This is a genomic window from Streptomyces sp. NPDC001744 (assembly GCF_042892575.1).
GTDB lineage: Bacteria > Actinomycetota > Actinomycetes > Streptomycetales > Streptomycetaceae > Streptomyces.
Genome location: NZ_JBIAUG010000001.1, coordinates 291,239 through 304,219, shown reverse-complemented (window position 1 = coordinate 304,219; position 12,981 = coordinate 291,239). Strand labels below are relative to the sequence as shown.

Genomic DNA, 12,981 nt, shown 5'->3' with positions numbered 1-12,981 from the left:
CCACCGGTACTCACCGGCGCCCACCGGCGCCCGGGACGCCGCCGGGGCCCCGCGCCCCGGCGGGCCCCTGCGCCGGGAACCTCCTCCCCACCCACCGCCACGCGCATTCGAGCAGCGCCGCCCCCGCCGCCGCGATCACGACCGCCGCCCACGGCATCGTCGTGCCGACCAGCCGCAGGGCGAAGAAGTCCTGGAGCCAGGGCACGGCGAGGACCAGGAGGAACGCGGCGGCCATGGCGGCGACCAGGGCGAGCCGCCACCAGGTGTAGGGGCGGGCGACGATCGCGAGGACCCAGAGGGAGACCAGGAAGAGGGTCAGGGTCGCCGCGCTGGTCTCGGCCCCCAGGGCGTCCGCGCCGCTGTAGTGGTGGCGGGCCAGGAGGTACGTGGTGAAGGTGGCCGCCGCCGCGACGACGCCGCCGGGGATCGCGTACCGCATGACCCGGCGGACGAAGTGCGGTGCGGCCCGTTCCCTGTTCGGGGCCAGGGCCAGGAAGAAGGCCGGGACGCCGATGGTCAGGGTGGAGAGCAGGGTCAGGTGGCGGGGGAGGAAGGGGTACTCGACCTGGGAGCAGACCACCAGGACCGCCAGGAGCACGGAGTAGACCGTCTTCGTCAGGAAGAGCGTCGCCACGCGCGTGATGTTGCCGATGACCCGGCGGCCCTCCGCGACCACCGACGGCAGCGTCGCGAAGGAGTCGTTCAGGAGGACGATCTGCGCGACCGCCCGGGTCGCCTCCGAGCCCGAGCCCATCGACACGCCGATGTCGGCGTCCTTGAGGGCCAGCACGTCGTTCACCCCGTCGCCGGTCATGGCGACCGTGTGGCCGCGCGACTGGAGCGCGGCCACCATGTCCCGTTTCTGCCGGGGGGAGACCCGGCCGAAGACCGTGTTCTCGTCGAGGACCCGGCCCATCTTCTCCCGGTCGTCGGGGAGCGTGCGGGCGTCCACCGCGTGCTCCGCGCCGGCCAGGTCCAGCTTTCCGGCCACCGCGCCCACCGAGACCGCGTTGTCGCCGGAGATGACCTTGGTGGCGACGTTCTGGTCGGCGAAGTACGCGAGGGTGTCGGACGCGTCCGGGCGCAGCCGCTGCTCCAGGACCACCAGGGCGGCCGGGCGGGCGGCCTCCGCCGCCCCGGGGGAGCCGGGCTCCCCGTCCGTACGGGCGAGGAGGAGGACCCGGAGGCCCCGCTCGTTGAGGCGGTCCGTCTCGGCCAGGGCCGGGTCCCCGTCCCCCAGGAGGACGTCGGGGGCGCCGAGCAGCCACGACGTGGTCCCGCCGGAATCCTCCTCGAATACCGCGCCGCTGTACTTGCGGGCCGAGGAGAACGGCAGCGTCCCCGTGCACGTCCACCCCTCCGGGGCCGGGTACGCGTCGACGACCGCCCGGAGGGAGGCGTTCGGATGCGGGTCGGACGCGCCGAACGCCCCCAGGACCTTCCGCGCGTACGCCTCGTCGCAGCCGTTCAGCGGGCGCAGCCCGGTCACGTCCATGCCGCCCTCGGTGAGCGTGCCGGTCTTGTCGAGGCAGACGACGTCGACCCGCGCCAGGCCCTCGATGGCCGGCAGCTCCTGCACGAGGCACTGCTTCCGGCCCAGGCGGACCACGCCGATCGCGAAGGCCACGGAGGTCAGCAGGACGAGGCCCTCGGGGATCATCGGGACGATGCCGCCGACGGTGCGGGCGATCGATTCCTTGAGATCGGTGTTCTTGACGACCAGCTGGCTGATGATCAGGCCGATCGCGGTCGGGACCATCATCCACGTCACGTACGTGAGGATGGTCGAGATGCCGCTGCGCAGCTCGGAGTGGACCAGCGTGAAGCGGGACGCCTCCTCCGCGAGCTGCGCCGCGTACGCCTCGCGGCCGACCTTCGTGGCGGTGAAGGCGCCGCCGCCCGCGACCACGAAGGAGCCCGACATCACCGGGTCGCCGGGCTTCTTCACCACCGGGTCGGCCTCGCCGGTGAGCAGCGATTCGTCGACCTCCAGGCTGTCGGCCTCCGCGACCACCCCGTCCACCACGACCTTGTCCCCGGGTCTCAGCTCGATCAGGTCGCCGAGGACGATCTCGGAGGTGGACAGCGGGGTGGCGGTCCCGTCGCGCCGGACGGCCGGTTTCGCCTCTCCGACGACCGCGAGCCCGTCGAGGGTCTTCTTGGCGCGCAGCTCCTGCACGATGCCGATCCCGGTGTTCGCGATGATCACGAAGCCGAACAGGCCGTCCTGGACCGGCGCGACGAAGAGCATGATCACCCACAGCACGCCGATGATCGCGTTGAAGCGGGTGAAGACGTTGGCGCGGACGATGTCGGCGAGCGAGCGGGAACTGCGTACGGGGACGTCGTTGACCTCGCCGCGCGCGACCCGCTCCGCGACCTCGGCGGACGTGAGCCCGGCCGGGCGGTGCTCGACGGGCGGCCCGTCCTCCGCCGCCCCGCCGTCGTCCGTGTCGATCTTCGCCCGCTGCGTCATGCTTTCGACGGTACGACCGGAACGGACCGTTCACCTGCCGGGAGGGCGGTGCGGGGACGGGGCGGCCCCGCTCGGGCGCGGCACCCGCGCCGGGGAGGCCGGCGCCGTCCTTCCGGCCGTACGGGTCAGGGCCGGGGCCCGGGAGCGGAGTCCCGCGCGTTCTCCGCCGCGTGCCGCTTGAGCGCCGCGTCCCGCTTCCGCACGTACCAGATGCCGATCAGTCCGAGGCCCGCGCCGGCCAGGCAGGTCCACACCCACCAGGTCAGGTCCCGGTCGTCGAACCAGCCGTAGAAGGGGAGCTGGACGAGGAAGAGGACGAACCAGAGGACCGTTCCGCCGGTGATGGTGGCGACGACGGGCCCCTCCAGGGGCTCGGGTGCCTCGTGTTTCGGTGTCCACTTCGCCATGGGGCCAGTCTAGGCGGCCGGATTTCTTGTCTACGCGCGGAGATGGACGCTCGCTCGTTCATGTGTTCATACTGAAACGGTTTGCCTGTGGCGGGTTTCCTTCGTACGAACCGCCAAACGGATACCGCTTACGAGGACTCCCATGAGCACCACGGCCGCCGCCAAGGCCCCGTCCCCCGAGCCGTCCGGTTCCCCCGAACCGGTCTCCGGACTCGACCGTTTCTTCAAGATCTCCGAGCGCGGCTCGACCGTCGCCCGCGAGGTCCGCGGTGGCTTCGCCACCTTCTTCGCGATGGCCTACATCATCGTGCTGAACCCGATCATCCTCGGCAGCGCCAAGGACATGTACGGGCACCAGCTCGACGGCGGCCAGCTCGTCACCGCCACCGTCCTGACGGCGGCGTTCTCGACCCTCCTCATGGGCGTCATCGGCAACGTGCCGATCGCCCTCGCCGCCGGTCTCGGCGTCAACACGGTCGTCGCGCTCCAGCTCGCGCCGAAGATGTCCTGGCCGGACGCCATGGGCATGGTCGTCCTCGCCGGCGTCGTCGTGATGCTGCTCGTCGCGACCGGTCTGCGCGAGCGCGTGATGAACGCCGTCCCGGTCGGCCTCCGCAAGGGCATCGCGATCGGCATCGGCCTCTTCATCATGCTGATCGGCCTGGTCGACTCGGGCTTCGTCTCCCGCGTCCCCGACGCCGCGCACACCACCGTCCCGCTCCAGCTCGGCACCGGCGGGCACCTCACCGGCTGGCCGGTCCTCGTCTTCGCCCTCGGCGCGCTGCTCACCCTCGCGCTGATGGTCCGCAAGGTGCCCGGCGCCATCCTCATCTCGATCGTCGTCATGACGGTCGTGGCCATGGTGATCAACGCGGTGGCGGACGTCCCGTCCTGGGGCCTGACCACCCCGGAGTGGCCGGGCAACCCGGTCGCGTCGCCCGACTTCGGCCTGATCGGGCAGGTCAGCCTCTTCGGCGGCTTCCAGAAGGTCGGCGTCCTGACCGGCGTCCTCTTCGTCTTCACCGTGCTGCTGTCCTGCTTCTTCGACGCCATGGGCACGATCCTCGGCGTCGGCGACGAGGCCGAGCTGATGGACGAGGACGGCAACTTCCCCGGCATCAACAAGGTCCTCCTGGTCGACGGCCTGGCCGTCGCCGCCGGCGGCGCGTCCTCCTCCTCGGCCACCACCTGCTTCGTGGAGTCCACGGCGGGCGTCGGCGAGGGGGCCCGCACCGGTCTCGCCTCGGTGGTGACCGGCGGCCTCTTCTCGGTGGCGCTGTTCCTCACGCCGCTCGCGACCATGGTTCCGTCGCAGGCGGCCACCCCCGCGCTGCTCGCGGTCGGCTTCCTGATCCTGGCCGGTTCGGTCAGGGACATCGACTGGAGCGACTTCACCATCGCGGTGCCGGCGTTCCTGGCCATGCTGATGATGCCGTTCACGTACTCGATCACGAACGGCATCGGCATCGGCTTCATCGCCTTCAGCGTGCTGCGGCTCGCGGCCGGCCGGGGGCGTGAGGTCCCCGCCGCCATGTACGCGGTGTCGGCCGTGTTCGTCTTCTACTACGCGATGCCGGCGCTCGGCCTCACGTGATCCCGGGGCGGGCCGGGTGCCCCCGGTTCCGCCCCGGGCCCCGGCCCCTCCCCGTCCCCGTAGAACTTCTCCGTCTCGTCGACGGCGGTCTTGAACCGCTCGTCGAAATCCTCGCGAATGAGCGTCCGGACCACGTAGTCCTGGACGCTCATTCCCCTTTTCGCGGCGTGGCTCCTGAGCCGGTCGAGCAGCTCACCGTCGATGCGCAGGCTGAGCACTGTCGATCCCATGCCGTCAGGTTCGGGGGCGCCGGGGCTCCTTTGCGTCACTTTCCGGATCCGACTCACTCGTTCGGGTGATACATGGATGCGGGAGCGTGATCCGGGGCCGTACGTGTTGTCGCGGGCGGGCGCGGGTACGCGCGCGCGTGGGACGGCGTGCCGGACGGAACGCGCGAGGACGCGGCGCGGTGCGCGAGGACGCGGCGCGGCGCGTGCGGCGGCGCGGGAGGCGCCCGGCCGGGCTCCGGTGTGATCCGTGCGACGCGGGGTCGTTCCCGTTGGTATTTAGACAGAGTAATGAGTTAGGCTAAGGAACATGCCTGACCTGTCCCACGGCGCCGTAGACGACGTCGCGGCCGTGAACGCGCTCCGCTCCTCCGTCATGCGGCTGGGCCGACGCCTCAAGCACCAGCGCGTCGACGAGTCGCTGAGCCCCACCGAGATGTCGGTGCTCGGCACCCTGTCGCTCTGCGGCTCCGCGACCCCCGGCGAGCTGGCCCGCAAGGAGCACGTCCAGCCGCCCTCGATGACCCGCATCGTCGCGCTGCTCGAAGCCAAGGGACTGGTCCGGCTGGAGCCGCACCCCGACGACCGCCGGCAGAAGGTGGTCAGCCAGACCGAGCAGGCCGAGGCCATGCTCGAGGAGTCCCGCCGCAAGCGGAACGCCTGGCTGGCCGCGCTCGCCGAGGGACTGGACGAGGACGAATGGGCCAAGCTGCGCGCGGCCGCCCCCGTCCTGGAGAAGCTCGCCCATCTGTAGACCCGAGCCGAGGAGGCGACGCACTTTGAGTACGGGAACCGGAGCAGACTCCGCCCCCGTCCATCATTCCGATACCCACACCCGCCGCGGGGGGACCTTCTCCTCGCTCTCGATCCGGAACTACCGGCTGTTCTTCACCGGAGCGATCGTCTCCAACACCGGTACGTGGATGGCCCGGATCACCCAGGACTGGCTGGTCCTGAGCCTCACCGGCTCGGCCGCCGCCGTCGGCGTCACGACGGCCCTCCAGTTCCTGCCGATGCTGCTCTTCGGCCTGTACGGCGGAGTGATCGCCGACCGCTACCCGAAGCGGCGGCTGCTGCTCTTCAGCCAGGCCGCCCTCGGCCTGTGCGGCCTCGCGCTCGCCGTCCTCACCCTCTCCGGGCAGGTCCAGGTCTGGCACGTCTACCTGATCGCCTTCCTGCTCGGCATGGTGACGGTGGTCGACAACCCGGCCCGGCAGACCTTCGTCTCCGAGATGGTCGGCCCCGACCGGCTGCGCAACGCCGTCTCCCTGAACTCGGCGAACTTCCAGACCGCGCGGCTCGTCGGCCCCGCCGTCGCCGGCGTCCTCATCGCCGGGGTGGGCAGCGGCTGGGCCTTCCTGCTCAACGGCCTCTCCTTCCTGGCGCCCCTCGTGAGCCTCCTGCTCATGCGGACGGGCGAACTCCACAAGGTGGAGCGCGCCCCGCGCGGCAAGGGACAGCTCAGGGAGGGCCTGCGGTACGTGGCCGGACGGCCCGACCTGATCTGGCCGATCGTGCTGGTCGGCTTCATCGGCACCTTCGGGTTCAACTTCCCGATCTGGCTCACCGCCTTCTCCGACGGGGTCTTCCACGTCGGCGCCGGCACGTACGGCTTCCTCAACACCCTGATGGCGGCCGGTTCGCTCGCGGGCGCCCTCGCGGCGGCCCGGCGCGGCTCGACCCGGCTGCGGATGCTGGTGGTCGCCGCCGGCGTCTTCGGCGCCCTGGAGATCGCGGCGGCCCTGTCGCCGGCGTTCTGGCTGTTCGCCCTGCTGCTCGTGCCGATCGGCATGATCGGCCTCACGGTCAACATCACCGCGAACTCGGCCGTCCAGATGGCCACCGACCCCGCGATGCGGGGCCGGGTGATGAGCCTCTACATGATGGTCTTCGCCGGGGGCACGCCGATCGGCGCGCCGCTCCTCGGCTGGGTCACCGACGCCTACGGCGCCCGGGTCGGGTTCGCCACGGGCGGTGTGATCTCGCTGCTCGCGGCCGTCGTGGTCGGCCTGGTCCTGGCCCGGATCGGCGGACTCAGGGTCGCCCTGGGATGGGGACGGGGGCACCCGCGGGTGCGCTTCGTGCCGCGTACGGCACCGGAGCGCCTGACCACGGCGGCGTAGCCCCGGAACGACGGCCGGAGGGGGCCGGGGGCCGACCCCGGCCCCCTCCGGCCGTCGCCGTCAGAAGCGCCGTTCCAGGATCTGGCCCGGCCAGTCGCCCACCGCGAAGGTGCCGGCCCGGGTGAAGCCCTGACCCTCGTAGTACGCGATCAGGCGGCCCCCGCCGCCCGCGTAGCAGTCCACCCGGAGGAGCGAGACGTTCCGGCGCCGGGTCTCCGCCGCCGCGTGCGCCAGGAGCGCCGCCCCCACCCCGTGGCCGTGGAAACGGGCGTCGGTCGCCAGGAGGCGCACGTACACCTCCGGCTCCGCCGCGCGCGGCACGTGCTTGCCGGGATGCGGAGTCAGGGTCATCGTGCCCGCCGGTACGCCGTCGACCTCCGCGATCCACACGTCGCCCTCGGCGGCCGTCTCCTCGACCTGCCGCACGGCGGCGGGGCGCGCCGTGAACGGTTCGGTGCCCCACTGGGCGGTGATTCCCCTGCCGTTGAGCCACACCACGGCGCTGTCCAGGACGGCGAGCATCACGGGCACGTCGTCGGCCCCACCCCTGCGGATCTTCATGCGCACGAGGCTAGTCGCACAACTTTCCGGTGAACACGCGAGTCAGTAAGGGTGTTTGCAGGAATAGGGGAGGGAACGCACCGTGCGTACTGCTTTGTCTCGTTGCCGTGCAGTGGTCTCGACGGGGGTCGTCCTGGCGGTGGTGGGGACCGTGCCCCTCCTCGCTCCGGCGGCCACGGCGGCACCCGCGAACACCACGGCCACGGCGGCGCCCGCCGCCACGACCGCCGCTCCGATCCCGGTGCCGTTCCTGAGGGCGGGCGGTTCCCTGGCCGGCGCCGGGACCACCGGATTCCTGTCCAGGGACGAAGACTGGGTCTTCCGCTGGACGCGGTACGCGGACGGCGTCTCCACCGTGATCGAGAAGGGTGACTACGAGTACGCCGCCGGTTCCGCCTCGGACGTCGTGGCCGTCGTCGAAACGACGTTCAGCCGGCCCTACGACAGGAAGGTGAAGTTCTACGACATGGCCACCGGCGCGGCCCCCGCCACCATCGACCTGCTGACGGCGGAGACGGGCGGAAAGGTCGAGGAGATCGAGGGGTCCACCCTCGTGGTGAACGACGCGCTCTACGGCGGCTCGGGTTCCGCCAAGCTGGTCTCCCTGCAGGGCACCGAACCCGTCGTGCGCAGGGTGGCGGACCCACGCGGCGGCGACACCAGCTCCTTCGAGGCCGGTGACACCCTCCCGGGCATCGCCTTCGGCGGCCACTACTCCACCGGCTTCACCGTGCCGGAGCGGAAGGACAAAGTGGTCCTCGACCTCGCGACCGGTCACACCGTCGAGCGGTACGAGGCCGCTCTGAAGAAGGACACCTCCGTCGACCTCGCGCTCATCTCGCCGAAGCGCGTCGCCTGGACCGAGCGGGTCGACGGGAAGGTCCTGCTGGCGTCCGCCGTACGGGGCGAGAAGCAGGTCACGAGGGTTCCGCTGGGCTACGACGTCAAGGCGAACCTCGCCGGCGGCATGCTCGGCGACTGGTTCATGTCGAACGCCACCTCGGCCGGCGCCACCGCCCAGGACCAGACGTTCACGGCCCGCTCGCTGGCGGACGGCACCACCTTCCCCCTCCTCACCCACGCCCGCAGCGTCACGAAGGCGGCCGACGGCACCCTGCTGGCCCTCGGGACCACCGCGGGCGGCGGAAACGGTGTCTACCGGATCGCGCTCGGAACCGGCGGAAGGCCCGAGGCCACGCTGATCGCGTCCGCCGAGTCACCGGACGGGAACACCACGCCCCTCCGGTACGTCGGCACCACCGTCCCGGCCGTCGTCTCCCTGGACGGCGGCGCCAAGGCCCGCCTGGCCTGGAAGTTCTCCACGACCAAGGTGGACCTCGCCATCGAGTTCCGGTACAAGGAATCGTCGAGGTACTTCCGGCAGACCGTCCGTCCCGGCTCGGCGGGCGCCGTGGTCCTCCCGGACGGCTCGATCGGCATCGACTGGGCCGGGGTGTTCGGTCCGTATCCGCACCCGACCCAGGAGAACGCTCCCAACGGCGCCTATGAATGGCGGGTGACGGCCAAGCCCTGGAACGGCATGTCGCCGGTCACCGTTTCCGGCGAGTTCAAGCTGGCTCGTACGCCGAAGATGCACGACTACACCGACGACGGTTCGCCCGATCTTCTGCTGCGCGAGCAGAACGGTTTCCTCGACAAGGACGTCACCTTCTGGGACGACGAGACCAAGCGGCTCCTTCCCAGCGCTTCCGTCTGGGGCGGACGGGTGGACCTGGGGAACTGGAACCTCTACGACCGCACCGAGTCCGTCGGCGACGTGGCGGGTTCCCACGCCCCCGACATCATCAGCCGGGACAAGGACGGCGTGCTGTGGGCACACCTGGGGGACGGGCGGGGAGAGATCGGCAACCCCCTGCGGGTCGGCGGCGGCTGGGGCGTCTACGACCTCCTCGCGGGCGGCAGCGACCTGACCGGTGACGGGCGGGCCGACCTGACCGCGATCGACAAGGCGGGCGACCTGTACCTGTACCAGGGCACCGGCGACGTGGCCGCGCCGTACAAGGCGCGGAAGAAGATCGGGGTCGGCTGGGGCATCTACAACGACCTGGTCGCCGTGGGCAACGTCGCGGGCGCTCCCGCGGGCGACCTCGTGGCCCGGGACAAGGCCGGTCTGCTCTGGCTGTACCTGGGCAAGGGCGACGGCACGTACGCGCCCCGCATCCAGGTCGGCGGCGGCTGGGGCGTGTACGGCGACCTCGTCGGGATGGGCGACGCGAACAAGGACGGCCGTCCCGACCTGTACGCCCGGACCGCGACGGGCGAGGCGTACTTCTACGCCGGCACGGGCAGCTGGGGGGCTCCCTTCGCGCCCCGGGCCGACACGACGGTCGGCGTCCCCCAGGACGACACGTCCTACGACCGGGTCTTCTGACGGACGGAACGCCGGCCCGGGACCACCGGTCCCGGGCCGGCGGCCCGCCCCGCTCCTCCCGCGAGGCTTTTCGCCGCCGTCCCGCCGCCCCCGGAGCGGCCGGCCGAGCTCGGGCGGGCCGTGGACCGGCCGCGCCGGCTGCCCGGGGCCGACGGGGTGCGCCGGACCTCGCGGGACGGACGGCACCTCACGCTCTCCTCCGTGGGAGCGGCCCCGGTGCGAGGAGGCCGGGCGCCGGCCGCTCGGGGGAGAGGGGCCCGAGGGGGACGCGGGACCGGCCGGGTTAACCTCGACGGGTGGACCCGAAGACCCGTAACCGGATCATGGCCGGTGTGCTCGTACTGATGTTCGTGATCGTCGCGGTGGCGTCGGTGGCCGGCCAGTAGCCCCGGCGCGACGCGCGCCCGCTTCGCGACGGGCGCTTGCTTCGAGCGCGCTCCAGGGCGTTGGCTTGTGACCATGGAGTACACGCAGCTCGGACGCACCGGACTCAAGGTCAGCCGACTCGTCCTCGGCACGATGAACTTCGGACCCCAGACGGACGAAGCCACCAGCCACGCCATCATGGACACGGCGCTGGACGCGGGGCTCAACTTCTTCGACACGGCCAACGTGTACGGATGGGGCGAGAACAAGGGGCGGACGGAGGAGATCCTCGGCTCCTGGTTCGCCCAGGGCGACGGCCGCCGCGACAGGACCGTCCTCGCCACCAAGGTCTACGGGAACATGGGGTCCGACGGCGAGGCGTGGCCCAATCACGACAAGCTCTCGGCGCTCAACATCCGCCGCGCGGTCGAGGGCAGCCTCAGGCGCCTCGGCACCGACCACATCGATCTCTACCAGTTCCACCACGTCGACCGCGCCACTCCCTTCGAGGAGATCTGGCAGGCGGTCGACGTCCTGATCCAGCAGGGGAAGATCCTCTACGCGGGCTCGTCCAACTTCCCCGGCTACAAGATCGCCCAGGCCAACGAGGCGGCCGCCCGGCGCGGGACGGTCGGGCTCGTCAGCGAGCAGTGCCTCTACAACCTCTTCGAGCGGCGCGCCGAGATGGAGGTGATCCCGGCCGCCCAGGAGTACGGCCTCGGGGTCATCCCCTGGTCCCCGCTGCACGGCGGCCTCCTCGGCGGGGTCCTGCGGAAGGAGGCCGAGGGCAAGCGGCGCACGGAGGGGCGCGCGGCGGCCACGCTGGCCGACCCGGCGGCGCGGGCGCGGTTCCAGGCGTACGAGGACCTGCTCGACAAGCACGGACTCGCGCCCGGCGAGACCGGTCTGGCCTGGCTGCTCACCCGCCCCGGCGTGACGGGCCCGATCGTCGGGCCCCGCACCCCGGAGCAGCTGGCCGGCGCGCTGCGCGCCCTGGAGGTGGAGCTGAGCGAGGAGGTACTGGCCGGGCTCGACGAGATCTTCCCCGGGCCGGGCCCGTCCCCGGAGGCGTTCGCCTGGTGATGCCGGAAGGGGCCGCCGGTGGCGACGACCCGCCGGGCGGAACCGCCGGCGGACGGCTTCCCGCTCCCGCAGCGCGTCCCGTGGACCGCCTCAGCCGAGCGGCCCGGCCCCCCGGGGCGCGTACGGGCCGCCCAGCTCCCACGCCCGGTGCATCGCGTCCGCGAAGGCGGCGGCCAGTTTGTGCTCGCCGGTGGGGCCCGGGTGGGTGCCGTCGTAGGTGTCGGCCGGGAGGGCGTACGACTCCGGGACCGACGCGAGGAGGAGGGGGGAGGCGGCCGTGTCCAGGTCGGCGACCGCCTTCGCGAGGAGGTCGTTGAAGCGGACGCACTCGGCGGCGAAGGGGGCGTCGTACGTGGCGCGGACGTTCGGGATGACCGGGAGGAGGACCGCCCGGACGCGCGGGTTCGCGGCGCGGGCGGCCCCGACGAAGGCCCGCACGTTCTCGTCGGTCTGGTCGCTGTTCGTGTAGAAGCCCAGGTCGATCAGGCCGAGCGAGACCAGCAGCACGTCCGCCCCGGTCGCCGCGACCGCCTCCCCGATCAGGGGTGCCATGTGCAGCCAGCCCTCGCCCCAGCCGGCCAGGTGGCGGCGGGCGGGGGCGGGGAAGTCCGGCGCGGCGTACGCCTCGCCGTCGTGGGGGCCGTCCGGATTCGCCGGGTCGTACAGGCCCCTGCGCGGGCCGACGATCTCGTACCCGCCCGGAAGGGTCGCCTCCAGGTGCTGCCACATCCGGTAGCGCCAGGTCCAGTCGCCGGCGCGTCCGATGGTCATGCTGTCGCCGACGAACAGAAAACGCATGGTCACATCATCGCGGACCGGGTGCCGGGGTCCGGTGTGATCCGGGACACCGGGGGCCTCCGCTCCAGGAAGGCGTCCACCGTCGCGGTGAAGCGTTCCGGGTCGTCGTGCCACGGGAAGTGGCCCGCCCCGGGCAGGACGGCCGGCTCCGCCGCCGGGAACAGGTCCGCGTACGCGGCGGCCGTCGGCACCGGGGTGTTCACGTCCCCCTCGCCGGCCACGACCAGGACCGGACGGTCGAACCCCGCGAACACCGCGCGCGTGGCGGCCGGTTCGAAGGCGCCCCCGCCCGTGTGGAGCGCCGCCGCCGCGTCGTTCCGCCGCCGGTCGTTCTCGGCGTGCCGCTCCCGCGCGGCCCGGTCCCAGGTCCCGTGGAAGAACGGCGCGACCGCCGCGAACGCCTCCGCCGTGCCCCGCCCCGCCGTGACCTCCCGGAGGGCCGCATGCGCCGGGCCGAACCACGGTTCCCCGCTGCGCAGCCGGGCCGCCGCCAGCCGTTCCTCCGGGGCCGTGGCGAGCGCCACCGCCGCCGTGCCCGGCGTGACGAGCACGAGCCGGGCGACGCGGGCGGGGTACCGGGTCACGTACAGCGCGGCCAGGTTCGCGCCCGCCGAGTGGCCCAGCAGGTCGACGGCGTCGATCCCGAGGTGCGCGCGCAGCGCCTCCACGTCCTCCACCATCCGGTCGCAGCGGTACGAGGCGGGGTCCTCCGGCACGGCGGAGGCGCCGGTGCCCCGGGGGTCGAGCCGGACCAGCCGCCGGCGTGCCGCCAGGCCGCCGAGGTCACCCAGATAGGCGGAGTCCTGCATCGGGCCGCCGGGGAGGCAGAGGAGCGGTGCGCCGGAAGCGCCGGGGGCGGAGTCGTGGTACGCGAGCCGGGTGCCGTCGGGGGCGGGGAAGGAGGGCATGCACGTGACCATGGCAGGGGCGCCCGTACCGGGCAACCGGGTTGCC

General features: G+C 72.5%; 11 protein-coding genes. 5 read left to right on the top strand and 6 right to left on the bottom strand.

Annotated features, from left to right (window positions below):
• Positions 1 to 10 precede the first annotated feature (10 nt).
• Positions 11 to 2,476 carry an HAD-IC family P-type ATPase gene (locus ACFYZY_RS01505; RefSeq protein WP_388688488.1) on the bottom strand — a complete coding sequence of 822 codons (2,466 nt, stop codon included), beginning with the start codon at positions 2,474 to 2,476 and terminating at the stop codon, positions 11 to 13.
• A gap of 125 nt (positions 2,477 to 2,601) precedes the next feature.
• Complete coding sequence (locus tag ACFYZY_RS01500; protein WP_388688485.1) at positions 2,602 to 2,883, bottom strand: DUF2530 domain-containing protein; 282 nt, start codon at positions 2,881 to 2,883, stop codon at positions 2,602 to 2,604.
• Positions 2,884 to 3,025: 142 nt separating this feature from the next.
• On the opposite strand from ACFYZY_RS01500, the gene ACFYZY_RS01495 reads away from it, so the two are divergent.
• Complete coding sequence (locus ACFYZY_RS01495) at positions 3,026 to 4,477, top strand: NCS2 family permease (protein WP_388688482.1); 1,452 nt, start codon at positions 3,026 to 3,028, stop codon at positions 4,475 to 4,477.
• Here ACFYZY_RS01495 and ACFYZY_RS01490 read toward each other — a convergent pair.
• Complete coding sequence (locus ACFYZY_RS01490) at positions 4,447 to 4,707, bottom strand: hypothetical protein (RefSeq protein ID WP_388688479.1); 261 nt, start codon at positions 4,705 to 4,707, stop codon at positions 4,447 to 4,449. The genes ACFYZY_RS01495 and ACFYZY_RS01490 overlap by 31 nt on opposite strands.
• Before the next feature lie 307 nt (positions 4,708 to 5,014).
• Here ACFYZY_RS01490 and ACFYZY_RS01485 point away from each other — a divergent pair, with 307 nt between their 5' ends.
• Both ACFYZY_RS01485 and ACFYZY_RS01480 read left to right on the top strand, forming a co-directional pair.
• Positions 5,015 to 5,458: a MarR family winged helix-turn-helix transcriptional regulator gene (locus ACFYZY_RS01485; protein ID WP_388688477.1), complete on the top strand. Its 444-nt coding sequence runs from the start codon at positions 5,015 to 5,017 to the stop codon at positions 5,456 to 5,458.
• Between the two features lie 25 nt (positions 5,459 to 5,483).
• Positions 5,484 to 6,827 (top strand): MFS transporter, encoded by a 1,344-nt coding sequence (locus ACFYZY_RS01480; protein WP_388688474.1) that lies wholly within the window; start codon positions 5,484 to 5,486, stop codon positions 6,825 to 6,827.
• Positions 6,828 to 6,887: 60 nt separating this feature from the next.
• Here ACFYZY_RS01480 and ACFYZY_RS01475 read toward each other — a convergent pair whose 3' ends face one another.
• Positions 6,888 to 7,394 (bottom strand): GNAT family N-acetyltransferase, encoded by a 507-nt coding sequence (locus tag ACFYZY_RS01475; protein WP_388688471.1) that lies wholly within the window; start codon positions 7,392 to 7,394, stop codon positions 6,888 to 6,890.
• Positions 7,395 to 7,470: 76 nt separating this feature from the next.
• On the opposite strand from ACFYZY_RS01475, the gene ACFYZY_RS01470 reads away from it, so the two are divergent.
• Both ACFYZY_RS01470 and ACFYZY_RS01465 read left to right on the top strand, forming a co-directional pair.
• Positions 7,471 to 9,780 (top strand): FG-GAP repeat domain-containing protein, encoded by a 2,310-nt coding sequence (locus ACFYZY_RS01470; protein WP_388688468.1) that lies wholly within the window; start codon positions 7,471 to 7,473, stop codon positions 9,778 to 9,780.
• Between the two features lie 459 nt (positions 9,781 to 10,239).
• The gene (locus ACFYZY_RS01465) at positions 10,240 to 11,229 is read left to right on the top strand and encodes an aldo/keto reductase (protein WP_388688465.1); all 990 of its coding nucleotides are present in this window, start codon (positions 10,240 to 10,242) and stop codon (positions 11,227 to 11,229) included.
• 90 nt (positions 11,230 to 11,319) lie between these two features.
• On the opposite strand, the gene ACFYZY_RS01460 is transcribed toward ACFYZY_RS01465, so the two are convergent.
• Both ACFYZY_RS01460 and ACFYZY_RS01455 read right to left on the bottom strand, forming a co-directional pair.
• Positions 11,320 to 12,027, bottom strand: a complete 708-nt coding sequence (locus ACFYZY_RS01460) for a GDSL-type esterase/lipase family protein (protein WP_388688462.1) — start codon at positions 12,025 to 12,027, stop codon at positions 11,320 to 11,322.
• Positions 12,028 to 12,029: 2 nt separating this feature from the next.
• Complete coding sequence (locus ACFYZY_RS01455) at positions 12,030 to 12,935, bottom strand: alpha/beta fold hydrolase (RefSeq protein ID WP_388688459.1); 906 nt, start codon at positions 12,933 to 12,935, stop codon at positions 12,030 to 12,032.
• Positions 12,936 to 12,981: the final 46 nt, after the last annotated feature.